The organism is Methanohalophilus halophilus, assembly GCF_001889405.1.
Taxonomy (GTDB): Archaea; Halobacteriota; Methanosarcinia; order Methanosarcinales; family Methanosarcinaceae; genus Methanohalophilus; species Methanohalophilus halophilus.
Window position 1 is genome coordinate 657,831 of the sequence record NZ_CP017921.1, and the last position, 23,536, is coordinate 681,366.

General features: G+C 39.8%; 14 protein-coding genes. 7 read left to right on the forward strand and 7 right to left on the reverse strand.

What is annotated here, in order from left to right:
* The first annotated feature begins 60 nt into the window (after positions 1 to 60).
* Positions 61 to 810 carry a hypothetical protein gene (locus BHR79_RS03310; RefSeq protein WP_072561051.1) on the forward strand — a complete coding sequence of 250 codons (750 nt, stop codon included), beginning with the start codon at positions 61 to 63 and terminating at the stop codon, positions 808 to 810.
* 76 nt (positions 811 to 886) lie between these two features.
* On the opposite strand, the gene BHR79_RS03315 is transcribed toward BHR79_RS03310, so the two are convergent.
* A complete protein-coding gene (locus tag BHR79_RS03315; protein WP_072561052.1) occupies positions 887 to 1,828 on the reverse strand; it encodes a CAP domain-containing protein in 942 nt (313 codons plus the stop codon).
* Between the two features lie 132 nt (positions 1,829 to 1,960).
* On the opposite strand from BHR79_RS03315, the gene BHR79_RS03320 reads away from it, so the two are divergent.
* Together BHR79_RS03320 and BHR79_RS03325 are read left to right on the forward strand one after the other, a co-directional pair.
* Positions 1,961 to 2,389 carry a hypothetical protein gene (locus BHR79_RS03320; protein ID WP_072561053.1) on the forward strand — a complete coding sequence of 143 codons (429 nt, stop codon included), beginning with the start codon at positions 1,961 to 1,963 and terminating at the stop codon, positions 2,387 to 2,389.
* A 2-nt stretch (positions 2,390 to 2,391) separates the two neighbouring features.
* Positions 2,392 to 2,886 (forward strand): hypothetical protein, encoded by a 495-nt coding sequence (locus BHR79_RS03325; protein WP_083433016.1) that lies wholly within the window; start codon positions 2,392 to 2,394, stop codon positions 2,884 to 2,886.
* A gap of 67 nt (positions 2,887 to 2,953) precedes the next feature.
* Here BHR79_RS03325 and BHR79_RS03330 read toward each other — a convergent pair whose 3' ends face one another.
* The 3 genes from BHR79_RS03330 to BHR79_RS03340 form a co-directional block, all read right to left on the reverse strand.
* On the reverse strand, positions 2,954 to 4,825 hold the full coding sequence (locus BHR79_RS03330; RefSeq protein ID WP_072561054.1) for a PAS domain-containing sensor histidine kinase: 1,872 nt from the start codon (positions 4,823 to 4,825) through the stop codon (positions 2,954 to 2,956).
* 107 nt (positions 4,826 to 4,932) lie between these two features.
* A complete protein-coding gene (locus BHR79_RS03335; protein ID WP_083433017.1) occupies positions 4,933 to 8,595 on the reverse strand; it encodes a S8 family serine peptidase in 3,663 nt (1,220 codons plus the stop codon).
* Between the two features lie 87 nt (positions 8,596 to 8,682).
* Positions 8,683 to 12,969, reverse strand: coding sequence for a NosD domain-containing protein (locus BHR79_RS03340; protein ID WP_072561056.1), 4,287 nt, complete (start codon positions 12,967 to 12,969; stop codon positions 8,683 to 8,685).
* Positions 12,970 to 13,275: 306 nt separating this feature from the next.
* Between BHR79_RS03340 and BHR79_RS10480 the strand changes: the two genes are divergently transcribed.
* Positions 13,276 to 13,419, forward strand: coding sequence for a hypothetical protein (locus BHR79_RS10480; protein ID WP_013036518.1), 144 nt, complete (start codon positions 13,276 to 13,278; stop codon positions 13,417 to 13,419).
* Positions 13,420 to 13,616: 197 nt separating this feature from the next.
* Here BHR79_RS10480 and BHR79_RS03345 read toward each other — a convergent pair whose 3' ends face one another.
* Together BHR79_RS03345 and BHR79_RS03350 are read right to left on the reverse strand one after the other, a co-directional pair.
* Positions 13,617 to 17,783: a PKD domain-containing protein gene (locus tag BHR79_RS03345; RefSeq protein WP_143743542.1), complete on the reverse strand. Its 4,167-nt coding sequence runs from the start codon at positions 17,781 to 17,783 to the stop codon at positions 13,617 to 13,619.
* Positions 17,695 to 18,810, reverse strand: a complete 1,116-nt coding sequence (locus BHR79_RS03350) for a choice-of-anchor L domain-containing protein (protein ID WP_123130986.1) — start codon at positions 18,808 to 18,810, stop codon at positions 17,695 to 17,697. Before BHR79_RS03350 ends, BHR79_RS03345 begins: the two co-directional genes overlap by 89 nt.
* A gap of 285 nt (positions 18,811 to 19,095) precedes the next feature.
* Here BHR79_RS03350 and BHR79_RS03355 point away from each other — a divergent pair, with 285 nt between their 5' ends.
* The 3 genes from BHR79_RS03355 to BHR79_RS03365 are packed head-to-tail and all read left to right on the forward strand — an operon-like array spanning position 19,096 to position 21,814.
* Entirely contained in the window at positions 19,096 to 20,268 is a 1,173-nt protein-coding gene (locus BHR79_RS03355) for a M24 family metallopeptidase (RefSeq protein ID WP_072561059.1), read from the forward strand.
* A 33-nt stretch (positions 20,269 to 20,301) separates the two neighbouring features.
* Entirely contained in the window at positions 20,302 to 21,192 is an 891-nt protein-coding gene (gene map, locus BHR79_RS03360; protein ID WP_072561060.1) for a type II methionyl aminopeptidase, read from the forward strand.
* The gene (locus BHR79_RS03365; RefSeq protein ID WP_143743544.1) at positions 21,173 to 21,814 is read left to right on the forward strand and encodes a hypothetical protein; all 642 of its coding nucleotides are present in this window, start codon (positions 21,173 to 21,175) and stop codon (positions 21,812 to 21,814) included. Before map ends, BHR79_RS03365 begins: the two co-directional genes overlap by 20 nt.
* A gap of 54 nt (positions 21,815 to 21,868) precedes the next feature.
* Here BHR79_RS03365 and BHR79_RS03370 read toward each other — a convergent pair whose 3' ends face one another.
* Entirely contained in the window at positions 21,869 to 23,377 is a 1,509-nt protein-coding gene (locus BHR79_RS03370) for a prenyltransferase/squalene oxidase repeat-containing protein (RefSeq protein ID WP_083433018.1), read from the reverse strand.
* Between the last annotated feature and the right edge of the window lie 159 nt (positions 23,378 to 23,536).

The following is a 23,536-nucleotide window of genomic DNA, read 5'->3' on the forward strand; positions in this document are numbered from 1 at the left end:
TTTTATGGTGGGGAAGGACAAACTGTTTATTCATTAACACCTAAATATAAAAGGGTGTTAATGATGGACAAAAGAATAATAGGGATCTTACTTTTGTTAATTTGTATCGGATTGATAGGTATCGGACAAGCCGGTAAATATTACACATGTACCGAAGACTGTCCTGAACCACAACCCGGGTATAAACTAATCGGATGTACAGTGGTCGTAAATCACATTGTACAGGATACTCAGGGTCTACACGTTCCTTCTGGTTCTTCCAATGGTTACGTTTATATCCAGTCCAAAACCGAATACGATGAGAACGGTAACATCGTACATGATGAAATCCTGGCCTGTGATTACTGGAAAGAGGACCAGCCGTTGCCTCCTTCCGATGAAGAACAGTTTGACATGAATGATTCCGGTGAAACAAACGTTACAGCAGGCCCTCAATTTGCCGAAGAACTGGAACGTGACATGTTAGTGGATGCCGTAAAAATATACAATACCAATACAGGAAATTTACCTGGTTTCGTACACAGTATCCTGGGCAATGAGGTGATGCATGTATATGCAACCATGCCTGATGGAGGGGAAAATGAGTATGCTGCAATTACGGAAAACGGGCAGATTGTTGAAGGAGGCAACTGGATTGATTTCGACCAGAACGGTCAATACGATGTCTGGCAGGACAGGGGAATTGAACCTACCATGGAATTGTATGTAGATGAAACGGGTACAATCAAGTACGAAGGATTGACCTTTGGTACAATGGTAAAGGAGTTATTCGTTGATATAGGCATGCAGATCTATGGAATATTTGCCTGATTTTAGGTTTTTTATTACTTTTTTGATTGACCGGACGGCTGTCCCTTAAAAAATCCATATTAATAGCAGTCGCTTATCAGCGATACCCATCAGAACCAAGATACCAGTAATCGATTATTTGAGAAATCGCCGCAACATCTAATTTACCGGCATAATAATCATCGATCGCTTTTGACACTTCAGTGGTATCTATCACATAATCCTGATTGAAGTCGTAAGCATGATAGGAGGAATCAGTTTCTTCCTCTTCTACAGTCCAGGACCACTCCCTGTAATCTGTAGAAACTCCATCATCGGTTATTACCTTAATCTCATATGTACCGGGTAAAGACTTTGATGTAGTATAAGAGGAAGTCTGTTCGTTATTGATCTCTTGTACCTCAACCCCATCAACCAGCCAACGTATATTGCATGGTCGGTTCGTAGTTACAGCAAATTCCTGCGTACTTCCCGCATCTGAAGAAAAATCATCCTGTGGACTGTAACTTTCTATTGAAATTGGTTCGTCTTCATCTACTGCAGCAGAGGAACTCCATCCAAAATCCTGTGTGAACATTGCTGCATTGGAATAGGTAACCCCATTGTAGGTATAATCACCTACCCAGATCCCAATACCAATCTCATTATAATCGGGATTTAAGATATTCGTCCTGTGCCCCGGAGAAGCCATTAAATTATCATGAGCCTTCTGTACATCAAAGGGAATGGTCATCGCGATATTTTCGGCTGTTGTGCTCGATTGATAATTGAAATCCTGCAGACGCTGCCAGTAAGATGTGCCGTCATAGGAATCATGACCAAAATAATTATTTTCAATCATCTCCCTGCTATGTTCACTGCTCGCCTCATTTAACAGGGAATTGAATTGTAAAGGAGGTATCTCCTGTTCTGCACGTTCTTCATTGATCAAATCCAGCATTTGTTTTTCCTCGGCAGAATACAGATTCTCAGCAGCCGCCGGAAGGATAAAAAATGTAACTACCAGAGATAATATTAACAAAAATTTTAACTTTTCCACCGTCTAATCTCCTTGAAATGTCTACTACCAATCTAAAGAAACCTATTATTTGTATTGCACCTAATTATATAAAAATAGCGAATACATTTATAATTAATTCAAAAACACAGGTCACAAAAAGATGATTAAGCTATGAACCATATTGGAAAAAGTGCTAAGAAAACCCTGAATGCTTTAAATCAAAGTTTACCTGTGGTTGTGGGAGTCATAATGGCGATTAGCCTTCTAAAGGCTGCAGTTCCTGAATCGCTTTATTCTACAATCTTCACGGGGAATATCCTGATTGATCCTTTTATAGGTAGTCTCATTGGCAGTATTGCTGCAGGAAACCCAATTACAAGTTATATAATTGGAGGCGAACTTATCAAACAAGGTGTATCTCTTTTTGCTGTTACAGCCTTCCTGTTGAGCTGGGTTACTGTAGGAATTATTAGTTTGCCAGCTGAGATGGATATTCTTGGAAAGAAATTTGCCCTCACCAGGAACATAATCTGCTTTATCGTATCTTTTTTTGTAGCCATATTAACAGTAATTACTTTAGGAATAGTAGGAGAACTGTAACTGTGAGACAATATTATTTTGTTGGGATGATGATCGCAATCTACCTGGTAGTTTATTTTACATCTCCCACACTTTTCCACGAATCCCTGCTGGAAAACTACTCAATTTTTTTACGTATAATTCCAATCCTTGCACTGGTATTTGTCTTCATATTCCTTTTCAATCTCTTTCTCAAACCTGATAAGATCAAGAAGCATCTGGGCAAGGAGGCCGGAATGAAAGGATGGGTATTTTCGATCGTAGCGGGTATCCTGAGTACTGGACCCATTTATGTATGGTATCCTCTGCTTTCAGATCTCAAAGAAAAGGGAATGAGAACATCTTTCATGGGCACTTTCCTTTACAATCGCTCTGTAAAACTTCCTCTGCTTCCTATAATGATATATTATTTTGGGTTTATCTATACTCTAATACTTACAATATACATTATTCTGACATCTATTATTGTAGGTTATCTTACAGAACTTATAGTGGATGATGAATCCAAATCTAACTGATACAAAAGAAATGACAATTAATTTTCCAATCAATCAGTTAATATTAGATTATATTGATGACGAAAAATCATTTTGGCACAGGTATCGTTAACGTAAAAGTACTACCCTTTCCAGGCTCACTTTCCACCCGTATACTTCCACCATGCATTTTCACATATCTTTTTACAATGGCAAGCCCCAGACCGGTGCCACCATATTTACGGGTGGAAGACGAATCGACCTGTTTAAAGGGGTCAAATATGCTTTGGTATTTTCCATCAGGAATACCTATACCATTATCTGAGATAGATATTTCAATATTATCATCGACAAGTTGAGATTTTATTGCAACTTTACCTTTTTGAGGTGTGAATTTAATTGCATTGCTGAGTAGATTATACATAATTTCTTTGAATTTTATCTTATCAGCAAATATTTCTATGTCTTCAGGTTCGATGTTGGATGTAAGTTCAATGTCCTTTTTATTGGCCATAGGTAGCATCAACGTTACTACTTCACCAACTATTTCTGAAAGGTTTACGTTTTCGGGTTCATATCCCATTCTACCCGCTTCTATTTTGGAAATGTCAAGAATGTCATTGATCAACTCCAGCAGGTGTTTCCCACTTTTGAGAACATTGGATATGTATCTGGTCTGGTTTTCATTCAAATCTCCGTGTTTCCTATCTTTCAGGATAGTGGAAAAACCAATGATTGAATTTAAGGGGGTTCTTAATTCATGGCTCATATTGGCAAGGAATTCGGATTTGGTACGGTTTGTTTCCTCAGCTGCTACCTTACTTTCAAGAAGCTGTTTTTCTATTTCCTGGCGGATATTTTCCAGTTGCAGTTTGTAGAGGGCAAAAGAAATGTCACCTTTTACTTCTTCAAACAAACCGATTATTTCGCTATCCTGTGCAAACTCCCGGGAAATGGTGGCTGCAATCACACCATAGACATTATCCTTATATTCAAGTTTAGAAAGCAAGTGTACTGATTTTGTATTTTCCTTTGCTGGAGTATGATCCGAATATTGCTCTGATAGGTCGTCTACAATAAGCAGCTCGTTTGTTTCTAAAACTGTCCTAATGTAATCAGGAATTTCACTATTTTTCATTTTTGATGTAAGAAGTGAAAAATTACTATCCCCACCACTTTCCTTAATCATGGTTGGGTTTTGATTATGATCCATCAGGCATATCCATACACTGTAAAAACTATGGGATTCTGTAAGATTATTACAGATACCCTGTAAAAGTTTCAATTTGTCGTTTTCTGTTACGATAAGCTGGTTTACATTGCGTATGGATTTTAACACCGAAGTTAGATACTCAATCCTTTTTTCACTCGTTTTACGTTCGGTGATATCATTGATAATACATATCGTTCTTTCATAATTTCCATTGGTTTTATTCATACCGGAGGAATTTATGATGACATCAATAAGAGTGCCGTCCTTTCTAACCATCTTGTATTCTTTATCATAGGAATAACCTGTTTCAAGGATTTCCTGAAGGGACTGCGAAGCTTTACCCAGATAATCAGGATGAATTATCTTTGCCATTGGGAAGCCTATAATTTCCTCTTTTTTATAACCCAGGAAATTTTGGACCTGATTGTTGCAGTCAACAATTATACCATCCGAATCGACAGAAGTAATCAGGTTTGCAGCAGTTTCAAAGATGGAGCTGTAGTCCTCTTTGGCTTTCAAAACCTGTTCGTAGGAGTTGTTGATTTCATTGATGTGGGGCATTACGTAAAATAGAAACAAAAGGGCAGTTACAAGAACAAAAAACCATCCTTTATAGGTTTGCAGCAGGCTATATAATCTTATATCCGAAACAAACCAGCCCAATACTATATCTGAAAAAAGGATCCAAAGACTCGCAAAAATAACATATAATAATGTGGTTGTCAGAACTGCATTTACATCCTTTTTTATCGGTGATGATTTTTTCATCTGATTTTCATATGATTATTGTTAATTATAAGGGTATTGGCTTTGTAGAAAAATCACTAATCATAAAAAATATTATGAGCGGATGATTCCGCTCATTTTCAAGACTTTTAGTCCTTGCGCATTATGAGTGCTGCACCTGCAATCAAGGCCACTGCAAAAATGGCAGTAAATCCGGGTGTCTGAGCACTTGCATCTTCTGATTTGGATTCTGTTCCTGATTGCGTTTCAACTTCAGGCTCTTCTGCAACTGGTTTTTCAGTCACTTCTTTGTATTCATCTCCCACAATTGCAAAAGGAGAATTGAGATAGCGGTCAGTATCAGCTTTGAAATATAGAAAATTATTAGCCTTGCTGATATATTCTGTTGGCAGTGCAATCCATATTCCATTTTCAAATACTTTCAATCCAATATCGCTTGCATCCACACTTTCCTGATTAAGCCAATCCTGATTTATCCTGAAGATTACTGAAGAATTCTGAATATTGCCGGTAAAAGCGGAATTGCCTGCCCAGATGTTGAGGTTGCTATAGACCGTACCTGCAGGAGAGTGACTTACAAGGGTTGAAGTGTTTTTCAATACTTCTATAACTATTTTTATCTGGCCTGCATTTCTGGAAGAAACAAGATCAAGCTGGCGAACTGGGTTTGCCGCTTCTTTGAATTCATAGGTTACAGGCTCATTAAATTTTACTGATCTGATAGTAAAATCCTTAAAGTCTATATTTGAATACTCTTCAGCTGTTGTAGAGCCTCCACCTCCACCACTTCCACCTTCATTTGTCCCGGAGTCTCTGGATTCCACTTTAATGTAATTTTCAAAAGAGTAGGTGTCTGTCCCATTCGTATTGTTTACAGTAAGAGATACACTATAAGTGCCGGTTTTATTGTAAATATGTGAAGGATTCGGTATTTCATAATCAATGGAAGAATCCCCGTCTATGTCCCAATTCCATTCTGTAGCATTATGGGATGTGTCATTGAATTGAACTTGCAGAGGTACTTTGCCAGATGTTACATTAGAAGTGAAATTTGCCTGTGGCATTATCAAGCCCAAATAACTGGAGGAATTATCCCAGACTCTGTTACCGGAAGTATCCATTGCTGATACGTTGATATACTGCATGCCTGGCAAGATTGTCAAATTTCCTGTCCACAATGTACCTTCTATATTACTCAATTGTTTTCCATCTGCCAGGACTTCACTTAACTCATAATCATCAGTGGAATTGACTGTAATAGCTAAAAGTTCACCTGCACTAAGATTTTCACTGTTGTTTAGCACTATATCGTGTATTTGAGGATCTGTCACATCTGCCTCTGTGCTGGAAGTATTGTTTGTCCAACTTTGGTTAATATTACCGTTTTTATCAACAGTACGGATACTGATTGTATGTGAAGTGTTGGGGGAAAAACCAGTTGCATTATAATATGTGCTGTTCAAAGTAGCTTCATGAATTGCGTCAATGTAAATAATTGAGTTATTAAAATCAGAATCAATAGGGTTTTCCCAGGACCAGTTTATCCATGAATAGCCAGCATCTACCGGATATAAATCAGCCACGTTTGCAGGTTGGGTGTTATCAATAATATTGAACTTGACAAATGTTGAATTATCACATGAAGTTTCATTATAGGTAACATTGAGTCCAAAATAATAAGTTCCCTCTAATGTGGAATTCAGGCCGTATTCCCACACACTACTGTTATTTGTTAGGTTTTGTTGTGAAGAATAACCTAATTGTGAAAGGTTTACATAAACTGCCGGATTTACGAGATTTTCATTTAGTTCCACTCTCAAAATTGCTGTTTCCGTGCCATCTGAGCCTATAGATAGGGGCTCTACTGTAGCTTTTCTAACCACAGTCTCATTATTCAGGCTACCTCCTGCAATCACAAAAGCAAATTGTTGTTCACTACCCTGCGGTACATTGGTACCGTTTACAGAAAATGTATACCATCCTTCTTCAGGCGGATCTATTCGAATTTGCTCCACATTATTGACGTTATCCGGAGCACCATTGCCATAATAATGCGAATTATTGGGGGATATTATAACTAGATCCAGATTATTTACAAGCGCTTTACCTGCTGAAGTGGTGGCTGGATAATCATTCCATACCAGCGTGGCTTTCAGGGGAGTCTGGCTATTGTCTACATAATATTCTGTAGTCCAGCTGGTGTTAGTACTTAGATTAATATTATCATGAACCCGGATATGTGCAGGAAAGACAGGATCTATTGAATTTGTGAGATTCAGACGACCCCATCCCTGTGAATTCGACGAATGACCCAGATCTGCTGCTCCATTGATCAATATCGCTTTTAGAAGAGCTGCTGATGGATGAATTGAAAGATTGTTAAGGAAATATTGCCGGATGAGGGCAGCACTTCCTGCAGTGATGGGTGTTGCCATGCTTGTCCCACTCATATACACATAATCTTCTGGATAAACAAGGGATGAGGCTGTTGAATAAATAGAAGTTCCGGGTGCTACAACATCCGGTTTAATCCTGCCATCAAATGTGGGTCCACGACTGCTGAAACCAGCGATATCTGAAGGGTCATCTGAATCAATCCCACGTTCTGACCGGTAATTTTCTGAAGCACCTACAGTCAAAGCGTTCTTGGCAATACCGGGTGAGTTGATTGTCCCACTGTAAGGTCCATCATTTCCAGCAGCAAATATTATCAACATATCAGGATGATGCCACGTGAAATTATCAAGCGCTACTGCTTCAGTTGAATAGGATAAAACAGAATCACTTCCCCAACTATTGCTGTGAATCCTGGACCCATTGTTATAGGCTTCAATAAACAATTGATGCAAAGGAGGAATATTCAAAGAACTGGAATCATCACCACATGCCTGAAAGAATAAATGTGCTTCAGGCGCCATACCCTTGTATTGGCCTGCAGAAAGAGACCCATTACCAAGCGCAGAACCTGCTACATGAGTACCGTGCCCGTTTGTATCTGCAGGATTGCCGTCAGACCAATCATACAATGCATCTACTCTTCCTTTTATGTCTGGATGGAGAGTACTGAGATTGCCCGTACCCAACCCTGTATCCGCGATGGCTATAACCTGACCGGCACCTGTAAGATTGTGGGGATGTGCTACTGTATCGACTTCTATTATTTCGCCAGTTTTATCATTCAATATTACTGGTGGATTGTATTGTTCAATCCAGGCTACATTTTCAAATTTAACGATCGAAGGTATCACTGAGCCGTTTATTTTAATCCTGATCTGATTGCTGTTTTCTGCAACGATGATTGCATCCATTTCAAGAAGGGATTTTTTTAATTCTGTTAAATTTGCAGAATCAAAAGTAGATATAACTATAGTTATTTGCCCGTCCAGATGATAGAGATCCGGGTCAATTTTGTATTCTGGTTTATATTCACCCATCCATTTGAAATAAGGAAGGGATTTTATGCGATTTATTTGAGGCTCGTTTAGATGAAGGATATAGGCATTCTCAGGAATGTATCCATGAATTTCACTCATTTTTTCGATTTGTGCTTTCCATTCCGGTAAAATCGGATTTTTGAATTGCACCAGATAATAACCTTCAGCATTATCGTTTGCCGAAACTGTAACTGTATTCTCTCTAACTATGGAAGTGTGACTGGTATTGAGCGTTGCGGCTTTTAAAAATATATGGTCCGATGAAGAATCAGCTTCCCTTGCAAGCGTTGTGGAACATGTGAAAAAGAAACACAATAACAAAAAGAGAATTAGTGCTGATACAACTCTATTATCCATCGTTTTTAGTTGATGACTAATATATATAACTTCTTTGATAGAAAGAAAAACAGGAAAAGAGTGGATTATTCCACTCTTTTCAAGACTTCAGTCCTTGCGCATTATGAGTGCTGCACCTGCAATCAAAGCCACTGCAAAAATGGCGGTAAATCCGGGTGTCTGAGCACTTTCTTCTTCAGTTTCAGCTGCAGGTTCATCTGCTACTTCTTCACCTTCAGGTTCCTCAGCAAGTGGTTCTTCAATCACTTCTTTGTATTCATCTCCAACAATACTGAATACAGAGAATCCAGGTGTCTCGGCTGTGAAGTAGAAGTAGTCGTCATCTTCTTCAACCTGGTTACCTGGAAGATCCTGCCATTCTCCATTATGGAACCTTGTCATGCGAATTGTGGAAGGATCGATGTTGTTCTCCTCAATCCATTCCTTGCTGACCTTAAATTCGATGAGGATATTGTCAGCATTTTCATCAGAGATAGTACCTTCACTGCCAACAGTGATACTCATCAACTGGTAGGAATTACCTTTTGGCTCATCCACATCATCGGGTTTATCTTTCAGTACCTGTACATTTGCTACAACAGTACCTTTGTCATCCTTTGCATCAAAACTGATACCAAAGACAGGACCTGAACCATCGGTGAACTCATATTTGACATTTGATCCGGCAAGCACACGTTTAATTCCGGAATCACTTCCCTCGACATCTTCTGGAGGCATACTTGGACCTACATAAGCACGGCCACCGGAACTGCTGCTTTCTTTAGGTGGTTCTGGCTCAGGAATGGCAGCCAATGGCAGATAATCAATCTCATTTTCAGAGAGGTTGTACTGTACATCACAGATGTTGTCTCCATCTGAATCAGCAGTATCCACACTGAATCCAGTACCATTTGGATGTACCCAGTAGTTTCCTCCCAGATAATCTCCACCCACAACATTAGTGCCGGAAGTCTTGGAGATATTCCACTGATTTTCATAGGCCATCAATGGACCTACAGAATTAACTTTTGTTTCCGTAGACTCATTGGATTCTGCCTTACATTTGTTATCAGAATTCTCTTTTACTGAAGAGATTGATTTTGGTTCTGCAGAGAATGGTAGCTCAAAGATGACATTGTTCTCATTATTGAAATAATTGTCATATATCAGATTGTCATAAGAAGATTCAACCAGCATTCCACCATATGCAGTACTTTCAATCGTATTACCGGAAACATTACAATCGTTTGAATACTTCAGAGTAAGGCCCATCAATCCTTCTTCAATTGTATTAGCTTCAATTGTACAGTTATCACCATGACCAATGAACAATCCTGTATACATACATGTAGGTATTGAAGTATTAACTCTGGATATATCGTTGTTCAAAATGGTATTATTTACACCATTATGAACAGCAATTCCAGCCTGGAAATTACCACTATCAGGTTCACTATCTTCATCAATCGTGATATCAGAAACTGTATTCTCGCTGACAGAAAAACCATCAGAATAACCATTGCTATTGTGTAATGATATTCCATCCTGTCGATTTAATATACCGTTGATTACGTGTAGAGAAGTTACTGTGTTTCCATCAATATTCCCAGAGCCTCGATAGCTTATTCGAATACCACTCTGCCTATTTATTTCAGTGTTGTTAAGATGCAATTCGGAAACCACATTGTTTATTACTGAAGTATTATAGGCATTGTATCCAATATGTATACCTACCTGATTGTATGCCCAACTATCGTTGATATAAAATGAATTTACATCGTTTCCATCTATTGTACAATTTTCAGTATATGAGAACTGAATTCCTCTCTGCATATCGAAACTACCAGTTGAATGATTTAAATATTCAAAAGAGGATATTTCGTTATCTTCTACCAGACAATCCGTAGCATTGACCAATTTAATTCCTGACTGATGATTTATTTCATCAGACAAAACTGTGTCATTTTCATCAAAATATAACCCACTGATAATATTATCATTTATCGTACAGCTTATTGCCTCATGGTTCCTACAACCTACTTTTATTCCAAATAAACCGTTTATGTCATTATAGTCGTCAAGAGCTGAAGAGAAACGAGCATTCATAGGTCTTATATCATTTATGATATTACCTGATATTGTCACATTATCGGCTTTTATTTCAATACCCTGGTCACCGATATTGGTAATAGTATTATCCAATATCCATACATCATGGCCTTTCTCATAAGTTGGACCTTCATAATAAATATAATCAGAACCTAAACAAGATTTGATGCCTCGGCTGACCTGAGAAATTTCATTGTCTGTCAAATACAGATTTGTACCTGAAACGACTCCTATTCCAGCAAAACCATCGCTAAGAATATTGTTTGAAACAGTTGTATTTGAGCAGTTCAGGAGGGTTACGAGAGAGTAATTTGCTCTAAATTCATGACTAGAATAACTACTATCTGGGAAATTTTCCAGACTTGTATCGTAGATTGTATTATCTAAAATTGTGACATTATCACATTCGCTTGCAAAAATACCTGACGATGAGGTATTATTTGCATTTACATTGAAACCATCGATGGTAACATCATTCGAAGTAACATTAAAGACAGAAGAATTGTTTGATGCAGGAATCACAGTAACATCACTTGAAACTGCCTGAATAACCAATCCTTTATCTATAAGCAGATTTTCCTCATAAGTTCCGGAAAATACCTGTATAGTGTCACCATCGAATGTATTGTTCACAGCATCCTGTATAGTTGCATAATCCTTTCCCTCTCCAACTGTGACAAAGGAATCCCTAAACACAGAAAAATTCATGGATGTATTGGAGTTGCCCCATCTGTCGGTTGCATTGATGCTGAGATTATACACTCCATCGGTGTTTGTATCCACAATAATGGAGTTATTCCAATAGCCACTGGCATTATTGAGAGCAACTTCATTTATTGTGTCGTTTATGCTCGAAACGTCAACTACCACAGAAGAGATCTCAGAAGCGTCTGTCACCGAAACATTCAGTTCAAGCAAGTCACCGGGTCCAACTACTTTATTCAATGGAGTATTCGGATCAACTGAAGGTTCTGTGCTGTCTCCGGCAAGGGGCAGATAATCATAATTGTTCTGCACCTCATGTATCGCGTAAGTATCGTTAGGTGTATCACAGAATCCATCCCCATCGGAATCTGTGTTTACCTGACTGAAACCGGTATCACCGGGAGTCCTCCAGTAGTTACCTCCGATATAAGGCCCTCCAACAATATTTGGACCTTCGGTTTTGGAGACGTTCCAAACGTTATCAGTGATTTGTCCAATAGTTTTAAAGTTTTCAGTATTATTGAAGTAATTATTGTAGATGTTATTATCAGTGGAGCCGTATAAATATATGCCAGCCTCTGCCCCAAAATTAGTATAACCATTTCCCGAAACAATATTGCTTGTTATTGAGTTTCCTATTGAACTATATAAACAAATGCCCTGCAGTGAGTTTTTTGAGACTTGATTATTTGTCAAATTATTGTTATCAACCGCATCCATATATATTCCATAAGTGTTGGCATAAACATTGTTGTCGATCAAATTGTTGTAGTCGGAATCATCAATGTATATTCCATTACTGTTATCCGAAACTATGTTGCCTATAAGGGTATTGTTTTCACTAAAATATGAATCACCACTATACAGAGTAATACCATTATTAGTGTTGTTAAACACAGTGTTGTCAGTCAAAGTACTGTCTCGAGGAGATTGTAAGAATATACCTTTATCATTTTTTGATACATTATTATTGGTAAAATTATTGTTACTGGAAATACCTCCAGCAGAAGTTAAATAAATACCATATTGATTGTTGCTTGATACAATATTATCATTTAAATCATTATAATCAGACTGCTGCAAATAAATACCGGCATAGTCGTTACCAGATGCAGTATTGTTGCTCAAAACAGCGTTGTCAGAATTAATTAAAGAGATACCACGCTCATTATTTGACACCATGCTATTGATTATAATAGAGTGATTGTAATCCTCAATACGTATACCATCACCATCATTAGCACCACTCACATTGAAGCCGTTAATAGTTACAGTATCAGATCCGATTTTAAAAACGGGGTTACTTGAAAAAGTTGCAATAACATGTGTGACAGAAGCACCGTCTGTGGAAGTGATGTTTAATTTCTTATTCACATCAACATTTTCATTATAAGTACCTGCGTCTACACTAATCGTGTCACCACTACTTGCATTATTTACAGCTGCCTGTATGGGATTGGAGGATGCATTGAAAGAATTGCCATCTTGCCACCATCCAGTTTCGTTAACATTAATTGTACTCGCACCTGCTGTACCAACCATCAAAATGGTTAAAATCAGAAGTATTAGGGGGGTTTTCATCTGGACACCTTGCTGTTTTGATTTGAATTATGACAAGCCCGGGGATTAAAGAATAGGCTAATTGTTCATATGATTAATATTTAAGACTTAAATTATATAATAATATCTATTGATAGAAAAGTATACTTTGTCTACAAATTACACAAAACAATTCTATATAGACATTCATGGATGGCTGTTATGATGGTGATTCTGCAACAATCCTTACCCAAACCCCTAACATGTGTAGCCCAATTGCAGCAGTATAAATATCTCCCTGCCAATCTGGTATTCGAGGTCAAAAGCCTCAAAGGCGGGGAGAAATAAATGATAGAGAAAGTGGTACTATACAAACAGGGAAAAAATATTGACCCGGCAATTGTCTTTTCAGCCATTTTGGACAATAACGGCAAAGTACGTCGCAACAGGATGTATCGGCTCTATTCGGGCCACGGATACAACCGGGGGTGAGTAAAAAATCGAAAATGGCCTTTCTACAACCTCCTTCCTGTGTTTTGGATGGTTAAGCTCCCTATTAAGGGAGCTCTTTTTTAAAATAAGATAAGATTTTAATTGACTGTATTTCAAAAAAGTTACTTCTTAATATATCTATAAAATAGAACTGACCCTGAAGATAATCAGGGCCAGTTTACCAAACTCCAATGGTCTTATTTTTCCTTCTTTTTGAAGATTATGAATAATATAGCTATCAATCCCAATAGCCCAATACCCATTACTGCCAGATTATTATCTCCATATGCAGTAGTTGTATCCTCCTTATTGGTATCTTCTGGTATGTCTGTGCTATCTGATTGTTGTGAAGAAACCGTATCTTCTGATTCTGGATTTTCAGCATTCACAACTTCATCATCTTCAGTGGAATCTTCCATTTGCTCTTTAAACATCTTCCATTTTAGATAGGCAGGAAGACCATCATCAGATTCGGTTTTTGAATCGTACTTATAATCAGCTAACACAGCAAAAGGTGAGAATCCATGTATATCCCTTACTATGAAATACGAATAGGTTCCATCATTTTTGAGAAGCTCGGGTTTGTAAGCTTTCCATCCTGAAGATTCCTTGTGTCTCAACCAAACAGTATCTATCAGAAGGGATCCGCTATTTATTTCATTTCGGACCTTGAATTCAATACTTCTGTTATTGCTTCCATCATTCACAAGACTCTCATTATTGAAACCGATATCCATGTACTGATACACTGAATCTTTCGAGAAATCAATGTCCGATTCGTTGAGGGCAGAAGTATTCAGTACTTCGATCTTGATCTGAATACCATCGGTTCCATTGCTTGTATTGAATGACACGAAATCGATACTACATTCAATTCCTGTCTTCTCGGAAGTCTGGTTGCTGGTATTGAAACGTACATAAGATTCATTATCGGATGTATTAACCTCTGGAGTTGTATTGATGATCTGATCGATATCATCTGCATCTTCAGTGGATGAATTTGTCACGGTCCATTCCCAGGAGAAGACATCAGTCCTGCCGATACTCTCATTGCTGACATGTGCTGAGATATTGTACACATCCATGAAGAAGTCATCCTGAGCAATGTACTGGCTGGTATTCACATTACAATAAGACAGATGTGCAGAGTCATCGGTATTGTTGTTGTACAATGTCACGCCGGTACCATTCAACGGTGTACCGTCAATGAACCATTCATAACTGGAATACAGGGTACTGTTGATACTGAAATTCCTCTCATCTCCATATTTTGACAAAAGTCCAGTTTCATTCGGAGATATTTCATATATTGGTTCCTCGGCAGCCCTGATATTAAGTTCTTTGCTGGAAGTTCCATTAGTGTTCTCCACTGTCAGGTTTACAGTAAAATTACCTGTATCAAATACATGCGAAGGGTTCTGTTCAGTGGAAGTATTGCCATCCCCAAAGTCCCAGTTCCAGGAATCAATCAGGCCAGAGGAATTATCTGCAAATTCCACACTCAAAGGTTGTGTGCCACGGGTTACATTGGCCGAGAAATCGGCAATCGGCAGAATTGATACATCGATCTCAACATCTCCAGTACTGTTCATGTTTCCTGCAGCATCACCAAAGGTACAATTGTAGGTTATTGAACTGACAAGTGTACCGGAATCACTTGCAGGAATCGAGATGTTGTGTGTATAGTTACCAGAATCATTGATCATCTGATATTCTTCACCGTCTACAGTGATATTGTACAGACCAACACCGATGTTATCTGTGGCATTGAGTTTGATCGTGACGTTGTCTCCAGTATTGGCAGTTTCCACCTTGTTGATCCAATTGTAAGATGGATCAATGTTATCAGAGACATTTACTGTAATGTCGCCACTTTCATTCAAATTGCCTGCAGCATCAGAGAAGGTGGCATTGAAAACAATGTCTTCCACAGAATCTTCAGGTACATTCAGAGTATAATTGTACCAGTTACCATCTTTTGTAAGTACAGCAGTTTCGTTAGTTGAGATGTTGAAATCCGTACTGGTAATTCCAATGTTATCATCCACATTGAAACCAATGACATTAGTCTGACCTGTATTGACATTTTCTTCATAAACAGTAGTCTGAATTACTGGATCAATGTTATCTGAAACATTGATTGTAATGTCACCGCTTGCATTCAAGTTGCCTGCAGCGTCAGAGAAGGTGGCATTGAAAACAATATCTTCCACAGAATCTTCAGGTACATTCAGGGTATAGTTGTACCAGTTATCATTCTTTGTAAGTTCGGCAGTGTCGTTAGTTGAAACATTAAACTTTGTTAGTGAATGATTGATTCCAATATTATCTGTTACATTGAATGCGATTTCTGTAATCTCACTAGTATTTACCTCTTCTTCGTAAACAGTAGTTTGAATTACTGGATCAGTGTTGTCAGAAACATTGATTGTAATGTCACCGCTTGCATTGAAATTGCCTGCAGCGTCATAGAAAGTGGCGTTGAAGACAATGTCTTCCACAGAATTTTCAGGAACAGTCAGAGTATAATTGTACCAGTTACCTTCCTGTATGAGTTCAGCAGTTTCATTAGTTGAAATATTGAACTCAGTACTGGTAACTCCAATGTTATCATCCACATTGAAACCAATGACATTAGTCTGACCTGTATTGGCGTTTACAGGGTATTCTACAGCATTGATCGCAGGAGGAGTGCTATCAAATTTGAATACGCCGGATACAGAATGGTTGATATTACTGGCGTTGTCGGTAGCTCTGATGTGTAAATACCAGTCTCCATCGACGCCCTCCTTACTTAAAGTAGCGCCATTGGTAAACTCTTGCCAGCTACCTGCAGACCCTTCTGTTTGGGTCCAGGAATACTCGAGTTTATCAATACCTGAAAGTGCATCACTTGCACTTACTGTTGTGCTGTGAATGTTAGAATAAGTACTGTTGCCGTTGGTTCCAAAAGTAATGATTGCATCAGAAGTATCTATTTTGGAAACATTAACCACACTTATATTCTCATTGCCCGCAGCATCCTGTGCATATACCGTGTATGACCCATTGCTTGTTACCGTGAAATCATAGGGAGAAGAAATCTCATTACCGTTTGTCGCAAAATGGCTTGTTCCATAATCCCCACTATCCCATTTAACCTTTGCAATTTCATTATCATCATTAAGACTTACATCAATAAGTGCACTGGAATTCTGCCATTGGGTAAAATTGCCGGAAATTTCTATTTCAGGAGGAAGTGAATCCATTATTACTGAACAGTTTACGCTACTGTTGGAATTACCGACAGCATCTGTTGCATTGATGTTCAGATCGTACTGGCCGTCAATTGTAACATCAGCAGCAATGGAATTGTTGATCCAATAACCATTGTTATTGCTTAAAATGGCTTCATCTATTGTGCTATTTACGTTGGATACATTGACAACTACAGAAGATACAGTAGAGGTATCGCTTACCGAAACATTCAGTTCAAGAAGGTCTCCGGGACCTATAATTTCTGTTACAGGTGAATTTGGGGTTACTTCGGGTGCTTCACCATCGGCTGTATATGTTGACCAGTGTTCTGTGCTGAAAGTCAGGACACCGTTATTTGCATCCCATTGAAGATCAGACACCGAACCACTGGAAGTCTGTCCTGTTTGCAGGATGGGCTGACCATTGAGCAATATGCCCGGCTGGTTGTCAAAGGATTCAAGACCACGCATTGTAAGATTGCTGGAAACATTCAATCTGCTCAGGTTGGCAGAATCCAGGGTTGTCTGCGCTGTGGCAAAATTTACATATTCACCAAATTGCTGCAATTTCTGAGCGAACTCAACGTCACAGAGATTTACGGTTTCCGTAAATTCCAGACTTCCAATTACGTTACCATTGCCACCATTTGCTTCAAAAGTCAGATTACTCACATTGGTAAGATCATTGATTGTAGTCCAATCAGTTGTGTTTGGATTTCCCAGCCCGGTAATGTCTGTTTTCGGGTTGAAGTCTAACATTACAGGGCATATTGTAGAATTCATCTGGCCGGATGAATTTGCCAGAATGGGGATGTAATATATCCCCGGTTCTGTGGCAGGAAGTGTATGATTGAGAAGAGTGAAAATGCCCTCACCCTGATATTCGAAAGGAATCTGTCCGGCAGGTTCATCTGTTATATTCGAAAAGTTAGCTGTTACTGCTGTTACTGAACTGTTTTCCAGTTGCGTACTGAGACTGATGTTTTCCCCGCTATAGGCAAAAGTGAAATTCGTATTTACATCCCTACTGGTTCCATCATTATTGATGAAATAGGCCTCTGGTGTGGAATTGAATTTGGGGGGGAACAGGGTCAGGTTTGTCAGTAATATCAAAAGTTTGATCGTCACAGTATCCACTTTCTGAATCCTGATTATCCCAGGTTTTTACTTTCCAATGGTAGGTAATACCAGCTTCCAATGATGAACCCCCATAGGCAATATCAGTGGAGGAAGAGCTGTTGACCTTACCACTATCCCACATATCACTACCATCTTCAGCAGTACCTACTATGATCTGATAAGCACTTTGGGTATCATTGGCATCAGGATCAGAGAAATTCCAGCTAAATTCGGGAGTGGAATCAGTTATGTTTGTAGGATTTGTTTCACCCTCGCAGAGAGGATCTGCTGGAGCATTAGGAGCATTATTGGAAATAAATGAGTCGCTTTCTATGAATACACCTGAATCTACCCATGAGTCGCCGGTATCAGCTATGGCAAATTTCATGTGGTTGAGTTCATCTGCTGCCACAGCCGCTTCAGCACTTAGTACTATACTTGATCCACTGAAAGCATTATTTAAATTACTACCATCATAATATTCAGTACCTTTGATAGTGGTGACAGCAACTACATCACCATTTGGCAACAGGGCAATATTCTCACCATTTACAAAAAGGCCAAAAGCATCATCGTAATCGTAAGGAAAATCATCTGAAGCAAAACGATAATTAAAAGTGATGGCACTTTTTTCTGGAACAAAATCAAACTCTAACACCGCAGCATCATTAGTATTGCCACCAATCAATGTGTCCAAATCTGCATCTCCTGGTTCACCAAGATTTGTATCTATCTCCGTATCCATGCTTTTTGGAACATCTGACACTAGACCCGAAGTCATCACAACCCCTGTGTCGAATCCAAGTGACTCACCGTTACTAAATTGCCCAATTGCCTGATTACTGCCAGTGACAGTAATATTGGACACTGTTACATTGCTATTTTCTCCCAGCAGAATATTAACTAAATCTTCCTCAGTAGTACTTCCACTCAGATCTTCTACTATCATCGTAGCAGACGCTATACCGGAAAATATCGTACAAAATACAATAAAAGCAGAAAAAATTTGAATGTATAATGTTATTATTCTCATCATTAAAACCTCTTAAGAAAATATATTAATACCTATATAATATATTTCTCCTCTCATTAGCCACTCCATTTATATTTAAAATAAAAAGCTAAACAAACCAAAATATTATAAACAAAAATGATACAATACAGAATAGGTTCTATTTTGGCATTCAATATAAAAATAAATCACTAATAAAACACCATTACACATTCTAATACCATATATTTCCTGAAAGGTTATAGCTCTTTTTAAAGCCACTTCTTTTTCCCTGATACCCTTATGTAGCATCAGTACAGATTTCACTACATGAAGCAGACAAACAATTTTCCGGACGTTACTGCAGCCCTTGCAAAGAACCGGTGTGAAGCCTACCTCATTGTTGCCGATTCTTCCAATGCCGATATGTATTTTGCCACGAAATTCCTTGCGGGGGACCCTTTCTGTTACATCCAGACCCGCAACGCCAGGGACATGTTGCTGATATCGGATATGGAAAAGGGGAGGGCTCAAAAGGAAAGCAGGATCGAAGAGATCGTACCTTTGAGTTTGTGCGATTATAAAAAGCGCATCAAGGAAACAGCCGACCCGGGCAGGGCGTACGGAGAATGTATCGGGCAGTTACTGCAAAAGGAAGGAGTCAGGCATGTAGCAGTACCCCGGGATTTCCCCGTTTATACAGCCCAGGTGCTTAAAGAAATGGGCTTTACCGTCAATCCAATCCAGAGTCCTTTAAGCAAACTGCGTGAGGTCAAGGAAAAGGGAGAGGTCAATCTTATCAGGCAGGTCCAGCAGGCCAACGAAGAGGCAATGCAGGCAGCCATTGAAGCCATCAAAACTGCCGAGATCGATGACAATAAACTCTTCCTTGATGGTCAACCCCTGACAGCGTCCAGGGTACGCAGGATTATTGAACATTCCCTGCTTGATCATGATTGTCGAGCCCATGGAACCATTGTAGCCTGTGGCAAAGGGGCAGCCGATCCTCACTGGCATGGCGAGGGACAGCTGCTGGCAAACGAGCCCATTGTGATCGACATCTTCCCGCAGCATAAATTACATCACTACTGCGGCGACATGACACGTACCGTTATCAGAGGAGAACCTACAGAACAATTACAGCAGATGTACGATGCCGTGCTTGCAGCCCAGGAAAAAGCTCTGGGAATGCTTAAACCCGGAGTTTCTGCAAGTGATGTGCATCAGGCGGTCTGTGATGTGTTCGAAGAATGGGGATATTCCACAGATGCCGAAAAAGGAGAAGGATACATCCACTCCACAGGTCACGGTGTCGGACTGGAAGTGCATGAAGCACCCTCAATCGGTTTAAGAGAAATACCCCTGCAGCCGGGCAATATCATTACCATTGAACCGGGGCTCTACTACCCACATATCGGCGGGATACGCCTGGAAGACCTGATCCTGATAACAGAACATGGTTATGAGAACCTGAACACTTTTGAAAAGGAATTTGTAGTATAACATTAATCTCCAAACTCATAACAGGTGATGAGCATGCAGGATAAAGTTCAGGAAGTCGAGGATATTCTCGATAAGTATCTAACCGCCGGTAAGATTCTCTCACAGGTACGTGGGGAAGCCGCGGATAAAATCAAGGTAGGGGCAAAGATGCTGGATGTAGCCGAGTTTGTGGAACAACGTACAATGGAGCTTGGAGGCAAACCCGCTTTCCCCTGCAATCTCTCACGTAATGACGAAGCCGCCCATGCAACTCCGATGGCAGGAGATACACAAGTTTTTGGCAGGGATATAGTCAAACTGGATATGGGAGTACATGTGGATGGCTATATTGCCGATGCCGCCCTGACAGTTGACCTTTCAGGAAATAAGGACCTGGTAGATGCTTCCAGACAGGCACTGGATGCAGCCATAGATACTGTCAAAGGCGGTGTGAATACTGCAGAGATTGGAGCGGTTATCGAGGATACAATCCGTGAAAAAGGATTCAAACCGGTTACAAACCTCACGGGCCACGGTCTTGCACGTTATCAGGCACATACTCCGCCAAGCATTCCCAACCGCCATATCGGACAGGGAATGGAACTTCAGGCAGGCGACATAATAGCCATCGAGCCCTTTGCTACAGATGGTGCGGGTAAGATCTCAGACGGTAATTTCACGGAAATCTACCAGTTTATACAGAAAAAGCCGATACGTATGCCTGCAGCCCGCAAACTTCTCAAGGAACTGAAAGAGTATAGCACCCTTCCCTTTGCCAAAAGATGGCTGAGCTCTCCCAAAATCGACCTTGCCCTGATGCAACTTGAAAAGGCTGAAATCATCACTTCCTTCCCCGTACTGAAAGAAGTGGGTGGAGGAATGGTATCCCAGGCCGAGCACACCCTGATTGTAACTGAGGACGGATGTGAGATCACTACTCTTTGAGGTGTCGGACTTGCGTAAACATGTGGTTGCAATACTTGTCCTGCTTATACTATTTATCCTGATTATGCCCGCATCCGGCCAGATGACCTGGAACAACCACATAATACTCAAAAACAACAGCATGGAATGGAATTACAACGAAAGCTACACAAATTCCTCCGCCGTTTCTTACAGAGATTACATCGATTCGCAACTGGGAGACGACAGTGGACTTGTCAATGCCTGGGAAATATTGAAAATGGATGTCAGAGTGCGCAGTTACCTTAAAGGAGAACTGGAAGAGGACATGGATGTACAGATCAATGGTTCCTCTGAAAATATCCAGGTAACCGATATCGCAGCACAGCTGGATTTTGAAACCCTGGGTGACATCAACAAGACAGACAGGATAGACAACAGTTACAGTGTTCACTACATTATTGATGCTCCAGTTCTCAATTCCGGCACAAACTTTACCTTCAGGGGACAGAATCAGTCTGAAGTGGTCATTGAACTTCCTGGAACTGTGAATATTAATTCTACAGCAGGAATGGAGAATATTACTGTTTCAGAAGGAGAAAATACCACTTTTGTGAAGGGTACTATCGGGAATACATCATATTTTTCCCTTTATCTTGAATGATATGTACAAAAATTTAAAAGAGGCATGAATCATATCATGCCGCCATTTTCAAATTCACTTATTTTTGCCTTTCTTTATTGCTTCCTGTATACGTACACAATCCTGACCCATGATCGGCAGACCATCAACAGTCATTCCGGTCACAGTAAGATTAATAGTCTCACCTGCATAGTCTTCAAGACCGGCAATTTCAACTAATTCCTGGGTCTTGAACTTCATGGAGAGATCAGTAATACCATCCGGCTGATTCTCGATGCAGCATGGGTCATCATCCTCAGAGAAGTAGGGACAGGTTACATCCTCATAACTCCAGCGCAGAGGTGAAACACCTACCAAATTACCGTCTTCATCGATTATACCAAGTTCTACAGTAGCAGGATCGATTTGTGTCACATCGAAATCCTCACTTCCAGCAATGGCAATTGGAAGTACCCCCTTGCTGTCCACATTGATCGGATTGGGGCACGAGGATGGTTTGACATCAAGGCTGACATCGATTACCTTTACAGGTGTGGTTTTTTCCAGTGTCAGAAGGGCCCACTCTGTTGAAAGAATAGGTTTACTTTCGTAATCCCAAGGATCTGAAGGCCAGGATCCATCTGGATTTTGTGTATCCACAATGACATCCGAGAAATTATCAAACCAGTCAACCTCAGAACCATCCACTTCCAGGGTTTCGATTCCGTTGTATTCCAAGCCTTTCATGATTGCATACATTGCCTGATAGTGATTAGGTTTCCATCCCACATCATTTATATTACCTATTCCAACATCGTTCCAGTGACGTTCAAGGTAGTCGATAGCATCCTGCATTCTCTGAGTATCTGTATCATCACCTACAAAACCCATTTCAAAAATCAGGTTGCCTGTCTTGAGAGAATTGACCCACTGCCAGCTTGCTGTATACCAAGAACCTCCATCATCAGCATCACCATTGACCGGATCCTGAATTGTGTTTATCCAATCATTCAATCCAACCCTGACATCACCCACATCAGCACCCGCATCTTCTGCGTAAGCCAGACCAAGTACCACGTATCCTGTATTGGAGTTGTCACTTGGCTCCTGAACACCAGTATATCTCCAGCCACCATCAGGATTCTGAGTAAATATGAACCAGTCGGTCATATCCTGAACTTTTTCCTCATAGGTGGAATTATGAAGATTGGCAAATGCCATCAGGGCAATGGCTGTATTATATGATTGATGGAATCCCCAAGAATTTGAAACCTTAATTGATTCATTGTTCTCATTCTTATCTGCCGGGTCCCCAGTTATGTCAACAATCTGCATCTGGCTTTCCATATAAGCCACACCTGAAGTAACATTATCTGAATATTCATAGTCGGGATCAAACGGACCCTCATACCCCAGTTCCTTTGCCCTATCGGTAAGTTTCAAAACTGCAAAACCGGTATGTGCAACCTTTTCATCTATACCCCATGAACCGTCAGGATTCTGTTGCTCTGCAAGCCATGCCACTCCCGCAGTAATGGATTCATTTATCTCTTCTTCAGTTGCAGCCATACCGGTAGGTATGGAAACCAGCAAAGCTAACAACATAGCAAAAGCTATAGCTAATTTTAATTCTTTAATATATAGTCCCCCTTTGTTTTATTTAAGTGGATTTACGTTGGCATCTGACAAAATGACACAATGTACATTTTGTCTACGATGTATCAAATCCCCCCTCTAAGAGGGGTTTTGAACCTATATATAAAG